The following is an 18210-nucleotide window of genomic DNA, read 5'->3' as shown; positions in this document are numbered from 1 at the left end:
CAAGTGCTAGCTCCCGGTCGGCGCGACAGTGACCGGTTGGTCCGAGAAGATGTTCCGGATCACGCCGTTGGCCCATTCCAGGATTTCCGCATCCTGCAGGTCCCGGCCCCCGATCCTCGCGGTCTTCGGCTTGGGGATGAGCACGGCATCGAGGGCGGGCTTGGACTGGGACCCCGGGTACATCCGGTTCAGGCGCATGACCTTGGATTCAGGAAGGGTGGCCGGCGAGAACTTGATGAAGTTGCCCTGCAGGGCAACATCGGACAGCCCGGCTTCACGGGCTCCCACCCGGAAGCGGGCCACGGCCACCAGGTTCCGGGCCGGGAGCGGCGGCTCGCCATACCTGTCAACCAGTTCCGCCAGGACTTCGTCGATTGCCTCATTCGTGAGCGCAGCCGCGAGCTTGCGGTACGCCTCGAGGCGGAGCCGCTCCCCGGGCACGTAGTCGTGCGGAAGGTGCGCGTTGACCGGCAGTTCAATCTTCATCTCGGCGGCCTTCTCCTCGGCCTCGCCGCGGAAGTCAGCCACGGCCTCGCCCACCAGGCGGATGTAGAGGTCGAAGCCGACGCCCTGGATGTGGCCGGACTGCTCACCGCCCAGCAGGTTTCCGGCGCCGCGGATCTCCAGGTCCTTCATGGCCAGCTGCATGCCGGCACCGAGCTCGTTGTGGGTGGCCACGGCCTTGAGCCGTTCCAGCGCCACCTCGCCCAAGGGCTTCTCGGACGGGTAGAGGAAGTAGGCGTAGGCGCGTTCACGGCCCCGGCCCACGCGGCCGCGGAGCTGGTGCAGCTGGGACAGGCCGTACTTGTCCGCGCCGTCCACGATCAGGGTGTTGGCGTTGGAAATATCCAACCCGGTTTCGATGATGGTGGTGCACACCAGCACATCGAATCGCTTTTCCCAGAAGTCCACGATGATCTGCTCCAGGCGGCTTTCGGACATCTTGCCGTGCGCCACCTCGACGCGCGCCTCCGGGACCAGCTCACGGATTTTCGCCGCGGTCCGCTCGATGGTGGAGACCCGGTTGTGGACGAAGAAGACCTGGCCTTCGCGCATCAGCTCACGCCGGATGGCCGCGGAGGTCTGCTTGTCCGTGTAGGGACCCACGTAGGTCAGGACCGGGTGCCGTTCCTCCGGCGGGGTGGCCAGGGTGGATGTCTCGCGGATTCCCGTCAGCGACATCTCCAGGGTGCGCGGGATGGGGGTTGCGCTCATGGCCAGCACGTCCACATTGGTGCGCATCTTCTTGAGAGCTTCCTTGTGCTCCACGCCGAAGCGCTGTTCCTCGTCCACGATCACCAGGCCCAGGTCCTTGAAGGCAAAGTCCTTGGACAGCAACCGGTGCGTGCCGATGACGACGTCCACCGAGCCGCTCTTGACGCCCTCCACGGTCTCCTTGGTTTCCTTTGTCCCCTGGAACCGCGACAGTGCCTTGACCCGCAAGGGGAATCCGGAGAACCGTTCGGTAAACGTCTCGTAGTGCTGCTGGGCCAGCAGCGTGGTGGGCACCAGCACGGCCACCTGCTTGCCGTCCTGCACCGCCTTGAACGCGGCGCGCACGGCGATCTCGGTCTTTCCGTAGCCCACGTCGCCGGAAACCAGCCGGTCCATGGGGATCTCGCGCTCCATGTCCGCCTTCACCTCGTTGATGGTGGTGAGCTGGTCCGGCGTCTCCACGTAGGGGAAGGCTTCCTCAAGCTCGCGCTGCCAAGGAGTGTCCGGGCCGAAGGCATGCCCGCGGGACGCCATCCGGGCCGAGTACAGCCGGATCAGCTCGCCGGCGATCTCCTTGACGGCTTTCCGGGCCTTGGACTTGGTGCTGGCCCAGTCCGCGCCGCCCATCTTGCTCAGGACGGGGGTGTCACCGCCCACGTAGCGGGTCACCTGGTCCAGCTGGTCCGTGGGAACGAAGAGCCTGTCCCCCGGCGCGCCGCGCTTGGACGGCGCGTACTCGAGGACCAGGTACTCGCGCACCCCGGCTGTATCTTTCGAGCCGCCGACGGTGATCTTGCGTTGGATCAGCTCCACGAACTTGCCGATGCCGTGCTGTTCGTGGACCACATGGTCCCCCGCCACGAGCTGCAGCGGGTCCACGGCGTTGCGGCGTTTGGAGGGCATGCGGCGCATGTCCTTGGTGGACCCGGCGGAGGTGCGGCCCAGCAGGTCGGCTTCGGTGAGCAGGCCCAGTTTGAGCCCGTCCAGGACAAAACCGCGTCCGACGGCGGCGGTGGTCACCTCGATGATGCCCGCCTGGGGCTCGTGGTCCAGGGTGTCCACGCGGGCGCACGGGATGTCGTTCTCATGGAACAGCTCTGCCAGGCGCTGGGCAGGACCGGGGCCTTCCGTGGCGACAACGATCCGCCACTGGTCCCGGACATGTGAGCCGATGAAGTCCATCATCTCGGCCACATCGCCCTGGTAGCCGCGCGGTTCCCGCGCATGCAGGTTCAGGACGTCGATGTCCGGGAGAAGTTCCTCGTCCTGCGCGAGCGACGTGATGGACCACCATGAGACCCCGTGCTCCAGGGATGAGGTCCGCGTTTCCGTGAGGGAGCGGAAGCTGGCGGAATGGAGCGCGGCGCTTGCCTGCGAGCTGAGATCCAGCGGCGCCGTCCCGCCGTCCGAGGCGGTGGACCAGGCGGCCTCGAGGAACTCCTCATTGGTGGCGGCGAGGTCGTGGGCCCGGGTCCGGACCTTCTCCGGCTCGATGACCACCGAGATGGAGCCTGCAGGCAGCTGCTCCACGAACGGGACCATGGAGTCCACCAGCACGGGTGCCAGGGATTCCATGCCCTCCACGGTGATGCCGCCGGCGATCTTTTCGAGCATGTCGGCAGCTGCCGGGAGCTGCGCCTTGAGGGTGGCTGCCCGGGACATGACGGCCGGGGTGATGAGGATTTCCCGGCACGGCGGGGCATGCAGTTCGGTGGGGTGGTGCAGGCCGGGCGAGGACAGCGAGCGCTGGTCTGCCACCGCGAACCAGCGCATCTGGTCCACCTCGTCACCGAAGAACTCGACGCGGATGGGGTGGTCCTCGGTAGGCGGGAAAACGTCGATAATGCCGCCGCGGACGGCGAACTCCCCGCGGTGCGTCACCATGTCCACCCGGGCGTAGGCGGCGTCCGCGAGGCTCCGCACCACTTCGGTGAAGGGTTTCTCCTGGCCCACTTTCAGGGTGACCGGGACCAGCTCGCCCAGGCCGGCCACCACCGGCTGGACCACGGCGCGGACGGGCGCCACCACCACCCGCAGCGGACCCGATGCGGAGGTTTCCGGGTGCGCCAGGCGGCGCAGGACGGAGAGGCGGCGGCCCACGGTGTCAGAGCGCGGCGAGAGGCGTTCGTGCGGGAGGGTTTCCCAGCTGGGGAATTCGGCTATGCAGTCCGCGGGAAGGTACGCCCGCAGCGCCGCCGTAAGGTCCTCGGCCTCGCGGCCGGTTGCGGTGACGGCAAGAACGACACCCGGCCTGCCGTCGTCGTGCCCTTCGCCTGCGGCGGCTGCCACGCCGTCCGCCATCTCGGCAAGCAGCAGCGGGCGAAGCCCGGCGGGTGCGCTGATCTGGTAGTCCTGGCCCCGGACCTCGAACCCCCGGGCGGCCTCGGCGCGGACGCGGGCGAAGGTCTGGTCCGCGGCGAGGGCGCGGCGCAGTCCGTCCAGCGATGGGCCCGTGCTGGTGTGGCCGGCGTTGGACGGGCCTGGAAGGCTCATGGCAGAAAGCTCCTGTGGTGTGCAACGAAAGGCAGGCAACGCGAAAACCCGAAATTCTCTTCGAATCCCGGGTAAACCCAGCCTACCGCGCAGCAGCGACTATGCGAGCCGGCCCGGGGATAGGCTGGCAGGGCGGGGCCCGCCGGCAACGGGCCGCGAGACAGGCAGTCCAAACAGCAGGCCGCTCCGAATGGCCTGTGGACACTAAGGAGTCAGCATGACCGAACCCGGGAACACCGCCCGCACCTCCAGAACGGTCCTGGTCACCGGGGCTACCGGCTACATCGGCGGCCGGCTGGTGCCCAAGCTCCTTGAGGCCGGCCACAGGGTCAAGGTCCTGGTGCGCTCACCGGACAAGATCGCCGGGGTGCCATGGCGGGACCGGGTGGACGTGGTGGAGAGCAGCCTCGACGACGGCGACGCCCTCCGCCAGGCGCTGGCCGGCGTCGACGTCCTGTATTACCTGGTCCACTCGATGGCAGCAGGTGCGGGCTTTGAAGCGAAAGAGCAGGCGATGGCGCGCACGGCCGCGGACGCCGCAGCCGCCGCGGGCGTTGGCAGGATCGTCTACCTGGGCGGGCTGCACCCCACGGGCGTCGAACTGTCCACCCACATGCGGTCCAGGGAAGCGGTGGGGAAAGTCTTCCTGGATAGCCCCGTGGACGCCATCGTGTTCCAGGCGGGCGTGGTCATCGGCTCCGGCTCGGCGTCCTTCGAGATGATCCGCCACCTCGCCGAGACACTCCCCCTGATGCCGGCGCCCAGCTGGGTCCGGAACCGGATCGAGGCCATCGCCGTGCGCGATGTCCTGTACTACCTGGTCTCCGCCGCATCGCTGGACGGCCCGCTCAACCGCACGTTCGACGTCGGCTGCCGGCAGGTCCTCACCTACGCCGGGATGATGCAGGAGTACGCCGCCGAGGCCGGCCTGCCCTACCGCCCGGTGCTGGCACTGCCCATCCCGGCGCCGAAGCTGGCCGGCATGTGGGTTGCCCTCACCACGCCGATCCCCTTGTCCATGGCAATGCCGCTGGTCCAGTCCCTGCAGCACGATGCCGTGTCCGACGAGCACGACATCGACCAATACATCCCGCAGCCCGACGGCGGCCTGACCGACTATCGCACCGCCGTCGCCCTGGCGCTCGGCAAGGAACGTGACGGGCAGGTGGAAACCACCTGGGCAAACGCCGGAGCTGCTTCCGATCCCCTGCCCAGCGACCCCGAGTGGGCCGGCCACAAGGTGTACATCGATGAGCGGACGTTCCACGGGGACGTGGATCCCGCGAAGGTGTGGACGGTCATCGAGGGGATCGGCGGCCGGAACGGCTGGTACTCCCTGCCGCTGGCATGGCAGGTGCGCGGCTGGCTGGACAAGCTGACCGGGGGCGCCGGGCTCCTGCGCGGCAGGCGGCATCCCCACACCCTTGCGGCCGGCGAGGTGGTGGACTGGTGGCGTGTTGAACGGATTGACCGCGGCAGGCTGCTGAGGCTCCGCGCGGAAATGCGCGCCCCGGGGCGCGCCTGGCTGGAACTCTCCGTGGAGCCGGACGGGAACGGCAGCCGCTACCGGCAGCGGGCCATCTTCTTTCCTAAAGGACTCAGCGGCCGGCTGTACTGGCTGGCCGTCCTTCCGTTCCACAGCCTGATCTTTCCCGCCATGGCCAGGAACATCACCCGGGCCGCCCGGGAGATCGCGGATGCGGAGCACGCGGCCAGGACACCGTAGGATGTTTGGAGCCTAATCCGACCCCCACGTCCCAGGAGGACCCATGGCCTTGAGCGCAACCACCACCCTTCCCCACTCCGTCGACAGCGTCGCAGCTGTGCTGGTGAACGAAGATTTCCAGCGCCACGTCAGCCAGCTGGTGGGCGGCTCGCTGGAGTCATTCACCGTGGACGGAGACGTCGCCGGAGCGTTCAACGCCACGTCCGTGCGCACCCTTCCCACCACCCGCCTCCCCGAGATCGCGCGGAAGTTCGTGGGTGAGCACCTCAAGGTCACCCAGGTGGAGAACTGGGACGCCCCCGCAGCGGACGGCTCCCGCCAGAGCAACATCTCGCTGAAGATCGCCGGCGCCCCCGTGGACGTCACCGCCGTTCAGCGCCTGGTGGCAGACGCCGGCGGAACCCGCGTGGAGCTTGAGGGCGCCGTGAAATCGTCCGTTCCATTCCTCGGCGGCAAGATCGCTGATGCAGCGGAGCCGATGGTGTCCAAGGCCCTGAACCTCCAGGCCAAGCAGGCGCAGGCCTGGCTGGAAAGCCACTAAGTTCATGGAGCTGCCCGTTTTCGCTTCACTGGTCCTGATCATTGCGGGAGTATGGTCCCTGGTGGTCTGGCCGCAGTTCCTGCGCCGGGTCATGAAGGATCCCCGCGCCAGGGACTCCGCCGGGAAGGCCACGAAGTTCCTCACCGTCCACGTGGTGCTGGTGGGCGTCTCCATGGTGCTTGGCGCGGCCACTGCCGTGATCGGCATCTTGGCGCTGGCCGGCTAACAAACTGCAAAAGGAAGGCCCTCGTCCCGCTGGGACGAGGGCCTTCTCCGTATGAGGCGGGAACCTGCGCCGGCAGGACCGGGTCAGGCGGCCTGATTCAGCGCATCCTCCGCCGCAACCCAGGAAATCATGGCGCACTTGACCCGCGCCGCGTAGCGGGCCACGCCCTCAAACGCCGCGGCATCGCCCAGCAGCGCCGGATCCGCAGGGACCTTCCCCCGGGAGCGCAAAACCTCCCGGAAGCTGTCAATCACTTCATGGAGCTCCGCCACGGTCATGCCCTCCGCCAGTTCGCTGAGCACGGACGCGGAGGCCATGGAGATCGAACAACCCGCCCCGTCCCACGAAACCTGGGCCACTTTCCCGTCAGCGACAGCGAGCCTCAGGGTGACCTCGTCCCCGCACACCGGGTTGAGCTGGTGGGACTGGCCCGTGGAAGCGCCCTCAGGGGCCTCTGTCCCGGCCAGTCCACTGCCGTGCCGGGCCTTTGAATGGTCCAGGATGATCTGCTGGTACAGCTGGTCAAGGCTCATGGTGTCCTTCGGTCTTCCCCGCTAAGCGCGGAAATAGGCCCGCACGCCGGCTACGGCATCCAGGAATTGGTCGACGTCGTCCGTCGTGTTGTACAGGTACGCGCTGGCCCTGGTGGTGGCAGTTAGGCCCAGCCTGCGGTGCAGGGGCTGCGCGCAGTGGTGGCCAACGCGCACGGCGATACCCCGTGAGTCCAGGAACTGCCCCACGTCATGGGCATGGACACCCTCGACGTCGAAGGCAGCCAGTCCGATGCGTTCCTGGCCCGCGGCGGGGCCCAGGACCCGGATTCCGGGAAGGGACTCAAGCCCGGTGACCATACGCTGGCCGAGCCCGGCTTCCCACTGATGGATCCGGTCCAGCCCGGTTTCCGTCAGGTAGTTGGCCGCAGCCGCCAGCGCCACGGCCTGGGAGATGCGCTGCGTTCCGGCCTCGAAGCGCTGTGGTGCCGGCAGATACTCGGCACGTTCCATTGTGACAGTGGTGATCATGGAGCCGCCGGTCAGGAAGGGCGGCAGGACATCCAGAAGCTCCTGCTTCCCGTACAGCACCCCGATCCCGGTGGGTGCCAGCATTTTGTGGCCGGAGAACACGGCGAAGTCCACGTCAAGGTCCTTGACGTCCAGGGCCAGGTGCGGGGCGGACTGGCAGGCGTCGAGGACCACCAGGGCGCCGGCCGGGCGGGCGAGGGCCACAAGGTCGGCGACGGGGTTGATGGTGCCCAGGACGTTTGACGCGTGGGTGAACGCCAGCACCCGGGTCCGGGCGCCGATGATCTCTGCGGCTGCATCCATGCGGAGGTGGCCGGCGTCGTCGACGGGGATGTAGCGCAGGGTGGCACCGGTACGGAAAGCCAGTTCCTGCCATGGGATCAGGTTGGCGTGGTGCTCCATTTCCGTGACCACGATTTCGTCACCCGGGCTCAGTGCGAGCTCCTTGAGCCTGGCGTCGCCCCGGCCCTGGGCGGCCCATAGCCCTGCATTGGACAACGCGTAGCTCAGCAGGTTGAGGCCTTCAGTGGCGTTTGACGTCCAAACGGTCTCCGCGTAATCCGCGCCGATAAAGTCCGCGATGGTCTGCCGGGCATCCTCGAAGGCCTCGGTGGCCTCGACGGCGAGGTGGTGCGCCCCCCGGTGCACGGCCGCGTTGCGCTGTTCGTAGAATTCCTGTTCGGCTTCAATGACGCTCAGCGGGTTCTGTGAGGTGGCGCCGGAGTCGAGGTAGACGAGCGGCCTGCCGTTGACCAGCTGGTTCAGGACGGGAAAGTCGTTCCGGATGCGGAGTACCTCGGCGTCATCCATGGCCGGCAAGGCGCGTTCCAGTGTGGCTGGCGTTGATACTACGGCCAAGACTAACTCCTTGAGATGCCAACGGATGACACTCAATTGTCCCACAGCACGGCTGTGGCGGCCGCCCGGGAAGGGTAGCCGCCACAGCCGCTCCGGGCTTCAGCCCGCGGAATGGAGGGCCGGCGACGGCTGGGGGGAGAGTCTCGGTCTCAGAAGACTCTGACGTCGCCGGCCCCGTCTGGCCCGGTCACGGGGACCGGAAACTCAAGGAGCCTTGTACTGCTCTCAGCATGCTCTGCGGCTTTGTTTCCGCCGCGTCCTTTGCTTCCTTAAGTAAATACTGCGGCGGCGGGAGGTACACGAGTAGGCAGTACTCGAATTCCGCGAGCCAGTACTACCGGGACCGCCCGGCATATACCCGGGAGGGTGATTTGCGACGGCGGGTGGCCACCACGTCCATCAAGCGGAGGCGGGCAGGCAAAAGCGGCTGCGCCGCCTGGGCACAGCGGGGGCGGGTGTCTTTTCCGGTACCGGCTGCCGGGGCTACTTGGGGAGCGCTGCGTCGAGCTCGTCCCGGCTGCGCACACCGAGTTTCACGTAGGTGCGGTACAGGTGTCCCTCTACCGTACGGACAGAGACCATGAGCCGCTGGGCAATCTCGCGGTCGGTGAGGCCCTGCACGGCAAGCTCGACGATGTCCTGCTCCCGGCGGGTGAGCTGTACGGCCGGGGTGGCGGCAATGAAACGGCCCTCCCGGAACCGCTCGCCCAGTTCGTGGTCGCACTTTTCGCGCTGGGCCACGGCCTGCCTGGAGCGGCGGCGCTCCCCTGACTGCTCCAGCACGGTGCTGGCGCGGGCGTAGGCCTCACGTGCAAGGTTGACGAAACCGGATTCCTCCAGCGAGGCCGCGGTATCCATCAACGCATCCCCGTCAGCGGCTTCCCAGTCCGTGGCCAGTTTCAGCATGGCGGCTGCCCAGCGGCCTTCCACGCCGTGAGCTGCCCTCTGCACCATGGGGATCACGGAGGGGTCACCCAGGTCCCAGCCGAGTCCGAGCAGCTCCAGCAGGGTGCCGGCCCTCGTGGAGGCCTCATGGGTGGTCATCAGCGTGTGCAGCGCAGCCAGGCCCTTGCCGTCCCTGGACAGGTATTCTGACGCGGCGGCAGCGTAGGCGCGGGCAAGGAAATCATGGGCGGGGGCACCTGCCAAGGCATCCTTGTAGTCCTGTTCCAGCCGCTTCCCTTGGGCAGTGTCTCCCAGCCGCGCCGCGACATAGAAGCCCAGCGCAGAGCCGAAGCGGAACAGCTGGAGCGGATCGTTGAGCCGCAACGCTTCCACCGCCGGCAGCAGCAGCTGGTAGGCCCGTTCCATCCGGCCCTGCCGCAGCAGGGAGTAGCCGCGCAGCACCTGCAGGCTGCCATTGAACGTGGCGGCCGAGAACGTATGCCCTGCGGCGTAGCTTTCGATCTCACGCTCGGCGGAGTGCCATTCCCCCATGGCGAGGTAATCGGCGACCAGCCGCCCCAGGACGAACTCTGGAAAGAAAAACAGCTTCCCTTCCAGGGGCCGCAGTTCCGAGGACGCCACAAGCGCGGCCTCGAGTCCTTCGGCGGCCTTGCCCGCTGCGGCCAGGGCATGTGCCAGGAGCGCCTCCCCGACAGCCCCGACCGGCGCCTCTTCTTCGGTGGAGCTGCGGTTCCTGATGTCCGCTACGCGGCCGCGCAATCCTTCCGCATCCATGTCCGCACCGAGCTGGAGCAGCTGCAAGAGCTGTTCCAGCCACCATGCTGCGGGCTCCGCTGTGCCAGCGTGTCGTTCCCCGCCCTCCTCTGCCAGGTCCGCCAGGGGGCGTCCCGTTGCCTGATGGGCCGCCGCCCTCAGCAGCAGGACGGACGGACCCTCGGGGTGGCCTGCCAGCTGGAGCCAACAGGCGTCGAGCAGGGCCGCAGCGTCCGCATACGAGCCCTCGTTGTACAGGGCGCGCGCTCGGACGGCATGGGCAAGGGGAAGGAACTCGGGGTCCTGGACCTTGGCAGCGATGGCGCGGGCGCTGTGGTTCCGAAAGCGGGTCAGTGCCTCGCGTGCGGCGTCCAGCATCTCGGCGTCGGGTACGCGCAGGCCGCACTCAAGGGACCACTCCACGGACCGCAGCCGGCCTTCTCCCCGCAGGGTGGCGGGATCCTTGTGTTCCCGGATCTTTTCCAGGAGCTGCAGGCTGCGGGAGACCGAAATGGTGTTTCTGATGGCCTCCGCGAACAGGCTGTTCCAGACAGTCAGTTCGGCGGGGACGCCTGAATTCTCGACCACCATCTGCTGATCCAGCAGGGAGCGGACCACCGGCGCGCCGCAAATGTCTTCGATGACCTTCCGGCCCACCGGCCCGGCAAGGGCAATGAATTTCAGGGCCTCCTGTTCCTCCGGCCGGCGGCGGAGGTGATCCTTGGTAACAACTCCCGTGAGCCGGACGCCATCCGTGGGCAAAGACCCCAGCAGGACCCAAATTCCGTTCCGCTTGGCCAGTATTCCGGCCTCTGCGGCGTCGTGGAGCAGGGCGTCCAGGAGCCGGGGGTTGCCCCCGGAGGCGCTCCAGACGGCGTCCACGGTGGCATCCGGCACTGTCCCGTCAAGAACGTGGGCCAGGACTTCCTCGATCTGGTCGCGGTTCAGCGGGCGCAGGTCCACGCGTTCGGCCAGGCCGTCGTACCAGAGCTGGTCCAGTGGCTGCGGAAGGCCCGGCCGCGGCCTGGCAGCAGCAACCACTGTTGCCCATCCGGCCGAGATCAGGTCCGCAATCACACCGGCCGAAGCCTCGTCCAGGTAGTGCGCATCATCAATGAGGAGCAGGACAGGGGATCCGCTTCCTGCCTTCAGCTTTTCGAAGTAGCTCCACATGGACCGCAGGACGGCAACCGGAGAGACAGACTCCTCGGCAGTCAACTCGCCGGTGTAGGGAGTGAGGACGCCGAACGGCACGGCAGCAAGGGCGGAACTGCCGTGCAGCTGCAGAACATTCAGCTCCCCGCCAAGGCGTTCCGCGATCCCCTCCGTCAGGGACGATTTTCCAATTCCCGGCCCTGCCATGACAAAAACCGCCTGGCTCGCATGGTTCCGGACAATATTGCAGATCCGTTCAAGCGGCTCCCGGCGGCCGGTGAGGAGCCGGTGCGCTGTGGCAGGCTTATGGCCGTTAGACGAGTCCAGTCAGATCACCCCTGGAGGTTACGCCGAGCTTCGTGAAGACCTGGTACAAGTGGCCTTCCACGGTACGGACCGACACGCCCATCTCCAGGGCGATATCGCGGTTGGAGGAACCCCGGCCCGCCAGCCGGGCAATCTGGCGTTCCCTGCTGGTCAGCAGCGGGCTTCCGCTGCTTGGGACGATGGGAAGGTTCGACACGGTGGCGGCGAGGATGTCCAGCCGGGCCTGCGCGGTCCGCGCGGTGAGTGAATCGCCGTCCTGTCGTGCGAAGTCCACAGCGACGGCCATGCACCGCGCCTCCACGGCATCCAGTTCGAGGGTGGCGGCCAATTCACCACCGGCAAGGAGGGTCCTGGCGTCCTTCGTCCTGCTTCCCACGGCGATCAGCCGGGAAACTTCGGCAAGCGGGCCCTGGCGGTGGCCCGCAATCTCCTCAAGCAGGCGGAAGTCCGCATCGCTGCCGTTGATGGTTGCAGCGAGCAGGTTGATCCCGGCCAGGGTGAAGCGCCCGGCCTCCATTTCCTGCCGGGCGCACCGCTTGAGGCCGGTCACGGCGTCGGGATCGCCCAGCCAGCGGCCCGCGACGAGCGAGCAGAACTCAACGATGCTGTCGGTGATGAAGCTGGACTTTCCGGACGTCCTTTGCAGTTTCGCCAAGTACTTGCGCGCCTGGGCTACGTTGCCGGTCTGGGCGTGGGCCAGTGCAATGGCCGCGTACGCGCAGCGCAGGGCGGCCTGGACCGGCTGCAGCTCCAGCTGCGCCGCGGCGGAGATCAGGGGGTCAAGGGCCGCCATGCCCCGGCCCGAATAGACATAGGCAATGCCGGCTGCCAGTTCGGTTGCTGCACTGCGGAAGGGAAGGCTGTGCGGCTCCTCCGTGGCCTGCGGACCCAGGAGGTCAATGCACCGCCGCCATTGCCCCGCCGTCAGTAATACCAGGTAGGCCTCCCTGGTATAACGTTCCCGCAGACCAACAATGTGGGAGGCATCGCTGATTTGGCCGCCCAACTGGCGCATGAGGCTGAGCGCATCCATCTCGCGTCCGGTCATGGCCAATGCGGTCATCAGCAGGATGGCCGAATCCATGCGGTAGCCGGTATCAGGGTTCAGCGCAGGGTCCGCAGCCCTTTCAAGGTCCGGGATGATGGCGGCGTAATCACCCACGAAAGCGCGATACTCGAACCCGCTCAAGGCCACCCGGTTCGCTGCGGCGGCCGCAGGCTCCGGCCACCCAGTAAAGTTCGGGGCGGACTCCAGCCTTTGCCGGGCTTCACTGAGCAGGTCCGGCACCTTGCCTGCCGCCTCCGGGAGCCGCATCATGACCTGCGACTTGGCGGCTATGACGTCCGCATACTCCTCGACGTCAAGGCTTTCGAGTTCCGGCTGCGAAATGTCATCAAGTGCGGCCATGGCCTGGACCGGCATGTCCAGCTGAAGGTACGCGGCGGCTTTCTGCCGCTGGCCGGCCGTCCACTCCCGGTCCGTCCGCTGAAGCATTTCGGCGTACGTCAGCGCAAACCGCGGATCGAAGAGCTGGACTGCCGCTTCCGCGGCAGCCAACGCCAGGGCGGGACTCAGGTCCGCCTCGCATTCATGCGTCCACGCCGCGAAAGCCATCAGCTCCTCGACGGTCATGGCGGCAGGATCAGGTTCCGCACCGGCCAGGAGCACGCTGCGCAGTTCCCTGCGCCGGGCAATGCTCAGCCAGGTGCGCACCACGTCACCAATGTACTTTTCACGCAACGAAACCCAGCGATGGTCGGACTGGTCGATCTCCAGCAGGCCGCCGTCTTCCATGTCGGCCACCACTTCGGCACGGTAGATGGCCGTCAGCCTGGACAGCTCAACCCTGCGGGCGCAGGAAAGCATCTCGATGACTTCCCGGGTTTCGGGCGTTTCCCTGGACCATCTGGAGCGAACGATGTCGTCCAGGCTGGCCGCGCCATCGAGCACCACTTTGTCCCGCAGGGTCCAGACTGAATCGGAGAGCACCAGGTTTCCGGACAGCTGCTGTTCGGTGACGAGCGCCTTCAGGAGCAGCGGGTTGCCGCCCACCATGTGGTGATAGGTGCTGACCAGGGAGGCCGAAACGCGGTGCCCCAGCAGGGACAACAGGACCTGGCGGGTCTGCAGTTCGTTGAGGTTGTTCAGCCGGACTTCGGTCAGCCGGTGGTCCGTGAGCAGCCAGTGGAAATCGGCAGGAAGATCGCTGATTTTCGGGGCCACAGCAATGATTTTGGCGGTGCCGGTCAGCAGGACGTTGAGCAGCACTCCGGCGCTCATGTCGTCAATGCTGCCGGAGGTGTCAAGGGTGATGATGCAGGGACGTCCTGCGGCGTCACTGCGGATCAGGGAAGTAATGCCGCGGAGGATTGCCGTGGGCGAGCCCATGTACGCCTGCGGAAGCCTTGCCAGGAGAAAGGAGAGGCAACCATAGGGCGTTGCGGAGCCGGCGGGTCCGCTGCGGAGCTGCAGTGACCAGATGTCGGGGCCGAGGTCCATCACGGCAGCGCGGGCCAGTGAAGACTTTCCCACGCCGCGGCCGCCGGTGATCACCACCCCAAGGGAGTCTGCGCCGGTCAGGGCGGTGCGGACCGACTCAAGGTTTGCGCCGCGTGCAGGGGCAGACCAAAGCTGACCCTCCCGCCTCTCGGAGGTGTCTGTGTTCAGCCCGACGTGGTGAGGTGTTGACCCACGTCCCCAGCTAAGTGGCTCGATTGACATGAACTTTTCCCCTACATCCCGCGATAGCGGGATGTAGCCCCATCGCTCCCCCGCATAGGTAGAAGACTACCCCGCACCAGAGACAAGGAGACAGGGCCAAAGGCACTTAAGTTTTCAAAGTTACCGGAGATTTCAAGTTGCTGGAGTAATTGACTGACCGGAGTTCTTGGTTACTGGCGTTCGGACTTCGCTGGATGGAACTTCTGCTGCGCCGCCGTGAGGCCGTCACGCAGCAGCGCTTCAACCGCGTCTGCAGCATCGTCCAGGAGGAAGGGCAGTTCCTTCAGCTCGGCGGAGCCGAAGTCGCGCAGCACGTAATCGGCGGTCTCCATGCGTCCCGGCGGCCGGCCCACCCCCACCCTGACGCGGAGATAGTCCTTGGTGGCCAAGGCCCTGGAGATGTCCCGCAGCCCGTTATGGCCGCCTTCTCCCCCGCCGATCTTGAGCTTGACCGTATTAAAGGGAATGTCGATCTCGTCGTGGACCGCCACCACATGGTCCGGGGCAATGCCGTAGAAGTTCGCCAGCGCCGCAACGGGCCCGCCGGAAACGTTCATGTAGCTCATCGGCTTTGCCAGCACGACGCGGGGTCCGCCGATGCCGAGGCGGCCTTCGAGGACCTGGGCGCGGGCCTTGTGGCTTTTGAAGCCGGCACCTATGCGGCCTGCCAGCTCGTCAAGCACCATCTGGCCGACATTGTGCCGGTTGCCCTGGTACTGGGCGCCGGGGTTTCCAAGGCCGACAATCAGCCAGCTATCAGTCATGAGTCAATCCTAGGGTGGGTGGCCCGCCGGCCTGGTGCCGCAACGGGCAGTAGACATGCCAATGGCCGGACCCCGCGGGAGTCCGGCCATTGGCAGGGAATGCGGCTGATTACTCGGCTGCGGCTTCCTCGGTGGCCGCGGAAGCGGCCTCGGAGGCAGCTTCGGCCTCTTCGCCTGCTTCTTCCTCTGCGACCTCAACGGCCTCGGAGATGTTCACCACGAGGGCCTCGGGGTCGGTCAGCAGGACCGAGCCCTTGGGCAGGACCAGATCGGAAGCGTGGATGTGCTCACCGGCGCCACGGCCTTCGATGCTCACCTCAACGGCCTCGGGCAGGTGGGTGGCCTCGGCCTCGAGGGACACCACAGTCAGTTCCAGGTTGTGCACGGTGCCGGGGGCGGTTTCGCCGGCAACATGGACGGGAACGTCAACGGTGACCTTTTCGCCCTTGCGGACGGTGAGGAGGTCGATGTGCTCGATGATCTGCTTGATGGGGTCGCGCTGGACGTCCTTCACCAGGGCCAGGTGGCCTTCGCCGTTGATGTCCAGGGACAGCAGGGCGTTGGGGGTGCGGACTGCCAGGGTGGTGGCCTTGGCCGGAAGCGTGACGTGGATGGGCTCTGCGCCGTGACCGTAGATGACGGCGGGGATGAGGTTGGCCATCCGGGCGCGGCGGGCGTAGCCCTTGCCGAATTCGGTGCGCAGTTCTGCTGCGAGCTTCTGCTCAGACATGGAAATCTCCTTGAATCCTAAACGGTGTTCAGCAAGGGCGGAGGTCTGTTGCGACCTTCAACGCCGGGCGGCCGGAGCCGGCCCATCCTAGAAGGGAGATTCAGACCCAGTCGATAACGGAGACCTGCAACGGCTTCCCGCAGATGCGGTTACCGGTGCTCTCCCTCGCCAAGGTATCGCTGAACAGCTTACCAGCGCCGGGCCCGTTTACTGAAAACGGTCCCCGCCAGCTCCCCAGGCTCGCCCAGGGAACCCTGCCGGCGTGGGCCCATTGCAGCCGACGCCGTCAGGCGTTGCCGTCGAAAAGGCTGGTGACCGAACCGTCGTCGAACACTTCACGGACGGCGCGCGCGATCAGCGGGGCGATGGAAAGCACCGTCAGCTGGGGGAACCGCTGGGATGCAGTGAGCGGCAGGGTGTTGGTGACAACCACTTCACGGGCGCCGGACTCGGAGAGGCGCTTGGCGGCGGGATCGGAGAAGACCGCGTGGGTGGCCGCGATGATGACATCCTTGGCACCGGCGTTCTTCAGCACCTGCACGGCACCGGAGATGGTTCCGCCGGTGTCGATCATGTCGTCGATCAGGACGCAGGTGCGCCCCTCGATCTGGCCCACCACGGTCTTGGACACGGCCTGGTTCGGCACAGTCAGGTCCCGGCTCTTGTGCACAAAGGCGAGCGGCGCGCCGCCCAGGCGCTCGGCCCACTGCTCCGCGACGCGGACGCGTCCGGTGTCCGGGGAAACGACGGTAACGTTTTCGGCGGCCACCCGGGTGCGGATGTAGTCAGCGAGCAGCGGAATGGCCATGAGGTGGTCCACCGGGCCGTCGAAGAAGCCCTGGATCTGCGAGGTGTGCAGGTCCACGCTCATGATGCGGTCCGCGCCGGCGGTCTTGTACAGGTCCGCCACAAGGCGGGCGGAGATGGGTTCCCGGCCCCGGCCCTTCTTGTCCTGGCGTGCGTAGGGGTAGAACGGGGACACCACCGTGATGCGCTTGGCGGAGGCACGCTTCAGCGAATCGATCATGATCAGCTGTTCCATCAGCCAGTTGTTCAGCGGGAAAGGGTGGGCCTGGATGACAAAAGCATCCGTACCGCGGACGCTTTCACCGGCGCGGACATAGATCTCACCGTTGGCGAAGTCATAGGCGTCCACCGGCAGCAGGTCGGTACCGAGCTCCTTGGCGATCTCCTTGGCCAGCTCCGGGTGGGCCCGGCCGGTTGCGAGCACCAGTTTCTTCTCGCCGCGCGCCGTAATTTCGCTCATGGTTACTTGCCCTCTTCTGTAGATGCCGGGGTACTTGAGGAATCTGTGGTGGCCGCCTGGGCCAGTTCAGCGGAGCGGGTTCCCGGGCGGTTGGCCGCGACCCATCCCTCGGCATTGCGTTGGGCGGCAACGGTCACGGCAAGCGCTCCCGCCGGCACGTCTTTTCTGATCACGGCGCCGGCACCGCTGTAGGCGCCGTCGCCCACGGTGACCGGAGCAACGAACACCGTGTTGGAGCCTGTCCGGACGCCCGAGCCGATGACCGTGCGGTGCTTCTTCTCGCCGTCGTAATTCGCCGTGATGTTTCCGCAGCCGATGTTGGTGTCCTCGCCGATTTCGGCGTCCCCGGCATATCCGAGGTGTGACAGCTTGGAACCGCGCCCGATAGTCACGTTCTTGGTTTCGTAGAACGCGCCGATCTTTCCGGTGTCCCCCAGGACAGTGCCCGGACGCAGGTAGGTGAAGGGGCCGACGGCGGCGCCCGCGCCGATGACGGCGCCGGAACCGTGGGTTCGGGTTACCTTTGCGCCCTCGCCGATGGTGACATCCGTCAGGGTGGTGTCGGGGCCGACGACGGCGTCCCTCGCCACGGTGGTGGCGCCGTGGAGTTGGGTGTTGGGAAGGATCCGGACGTCCTCGTCCAGGGTTACGGACGAATCGATCCAGGTGGTGGCGGGGTCCACTACGGTGACGCCGGCGCGCATCCAGGTCTCCACGATGCGGCGGTTCAGCTCTGCGCCGAGGGCGGAGAGCTGGACGCGGTCATTGGCGCCTTCCACCTGCCAGCGGTCGGCAGTAACGACGGCGGCGACGCGGCCGCCTGCCTTCCGGGCGAGTCCGAGCACATCAGTGAGGTATTTTTCGCCCTGCGAGTTGTCGGTGGTGACGTGGGTGAGTGCGTCCCGGAGGACGGCTGCGTCAAAGGCGTAGATGCCGGAGTTGACCTCACGGATCAGGCGTTCGGCGTCCGATGCGTCCTTGTGTTCGCGGATGCCGGTCACGGTGCCGTCCTCGCCGCGAAGGATCCGGCCGTATCCCGTGGCATCGTCAAGATCGGCGGTCAGCACGGTGACGGCATTGGCTTCACGCTCGTGCGTGGCCACAAGCTCGGCCAGCAGTTGTCCGGACAACAGCGGCACGTCGCCGTAGGTCACCACCACGGTGCCGGTAAGGTCCTGTTCTGCGTCCAGGGCCTGCAGGGCCACTTCCACAGCACGGCCGGTGCCGGGGATGTCGTCCTGGTCCACGATCAGGGCAGCAGGGTCCAGCTCCGCGACGTGGCGTGCCACCAGGTCGCGTTCGTGGCGGACCACGATGGCCAGCTGCCGGGGGTTGATGCTGCGGGCGGCCAGCAGTGCGTGGCCCACCATGGACCTGCCGCCGATTTCATGCAGGATCTTGGGGGTACGCGACTTCATCCGCGTACCGGCGCCTGCCGCCAGGACGATTACTGCGGCCGGGCCGGTATTCTCGGGGATCACGTACGGGCTCTCCTTGCTTGGTTA

12 protein-coding genes are annotated in these 18210 nt (G+C 66.8%); 3 read left to right on the top strand and 9 right to left on the bottom strand.

Annotated features, from left to right (window positions below):
- Nucleotides 1-6: 6 nt before the first annotated feature.
- Nucleotides 7-3708 (bottom strand): transcription-repair coupling factor, encoded by a 3702-nt coding sequence (mfd, locus tag ACQ3DC_RS07785; protein WP_323056208.1) that lies wholly within the window; start codon nt 3706-3708, stop codon nt 7-9.
- A gap of 217 nt (nt 3709-3925) precedes the next feature.
- On the opposite strand from mfd, the gene ACQ3DC_RS07780 reads away from it, so the two are divergent.
- From ACQ3DC_RS07780 to ACQ3DC_RS07770, 3 genes are read left to right on the top strand one after another with little or no spacing between them, the layout of a single operon-like run.
- Nucleotides 3926-5434 (top strand): SDR family oxidoreductase, encoded by a 1509-nt coding sequence (locus tag ACQ3DC_RS07780; RefSeq protein WP_321215758.1) that lies wholly within the window; start codon nt 3926-3928, stop codon nt 5432-5434.
- Nucleotides 5435-5477: 43 nt separating this feature from the next.
- Nucleotides 5478-5975, top strand: coding sequence for a DUF2505 domain-containing protein (locus ACQ3DC_RS07775; RefSeq protein ID WP_430751949.1), 498 nt, complete (start codon nt 5478-5480; stop codon nt 5973-5975).
- Nucleotides 5976-5979: 4 nt separating this feature from the next.
- Nucleotides 5980-6201 (top strand): SCO4848 family membrane protein, encoded by a 222-nt coding sequence (locus ACQ3DC_RS07770; RefSeq protein ID WP_157238701.1) that lies wholly within the window; start codon nt 5980-5982, stop codon nt 6199-6201.
- An 83-nt stretch (nt 6202-6284) separates the two neighbouring features.
- Here ACQ3DC_RS07770 and sufU read toward each other — a convergent pair whose 3' ends face one another.
- From sufU to glmU, 8 genes are all read right to left on the bottom strand, one after another.
- Complete coding sequence (sufU, locus tag ACQ3DC_RS07765; protein WP_157238702.1) at nt 6285-6734, bottom strand: Fe-S cluster assembly sulfur transfer protein SufU; 450 nt, start codon at nt 6732-6734, stop codon at nt 6285-6287.
- A gap of 21 nt (nt 6735-6755) precedes the next feature.
- On the bottom strand, nt 6756-8081 hold the full coding sequence (locus tag ACQ3DC_RS07760; RefSeq protein WP_321215757.1) for a SufS family cysteine desulfurase: 1326 nt from the start codon (nt 8079-8081) through the stop codon (nt 6756-6758).
- 483 nt (nt 8082-8564) lie between these two features.
- A complete protein-coding gene (locus tag ACQ3DC_RS07755; protein WP_323056209.1) occupies nt 8565-11102 on the bottom strand; it encodes a LuxR C-terminal-related transcriptional regulator in 2538 nt (845 codons plus the stop codon).
- Between the two features lie 106 nt (nt 11103-11208).
- Nucleotides 11209-13944, bottom strand: a complete 2736-nt coding sequence (locus ACQ3DC_RS07750) for a LuxR C-terminal-related transcriptional regulator (RefSeq protein WP_323056210.1) — start codon at nt 13942-13944, stop codon at nt 11209-11211.
- 170 nt (nt 13945-14114) lie between these two features.
- Nucleotides 14115-14708: an aminoacyl-tRNA hydrolase gene (pth, locus tag ACQ3DC_RS07745; protein ID WP_157238706.1), complete on the bottom strand. Its 594-nt coding sequence runs from the start codon at nt 14706-14708 to the stop codon at nt 14115-14117.
- 109 nt (nt 14709-14817) lie between these two features.
- Nucleotides 14818-15438, bottom strand: a complete 621-nt coding sequence (locus ACQ3DC_RS07740) for a 50S ribosomal protein L25/general stress protein Ctc (protein ID WP_157238707.1) — start codon at nt 15436-15438, stop codon at nt 14818-14820.
- Between the two features lie 286 nt (nt 15439-15724).
- Nucleotides 15725-16705, bottom strand: coding sequence for a ribose-phosphate diphosphokinase (locus ACQ3DC_RS07735; protein WP_157238708.1), 981 nt, complete (start codon nt 16703-16705; stop codon nt 15725-15727).
- A 2-nt stretch (nt 16706-16707) separates the two neighbouring features.
- Nucleotides 16708-18186 carry a bifunctional UDP-N-acetylglucosamine diphosphorylase/glucosamine-1-phosphate N-acetyltransferase GlmU gene (glmU, locus tag ACQ3DC_RS07730; RefSeq protein ID WP_323056211.1) on the bottom strand — a complete coding sequence of 493 codons (1479 nt, stop codon included), beginning with the start codon at nt 18184-18186 and terminating at the stop codon, nt 16708-16710.
- Between the last annotated feature and the right edge of the window lie 24 nt (nt 18187-18210).

The sequence above is a fragment of the Paenarthrobacter sp. NEAU-H11 genome, assembly GCF_050573415.1.
Classification (GTDB): Bacteria; Actinomycetota; Actinomycetes; order Actinomycetales; family Micrococcaceae; genus Arthrobacter.
This window is presented reverse-complemented; position numbering and strand designations above follow the sequence as displayed.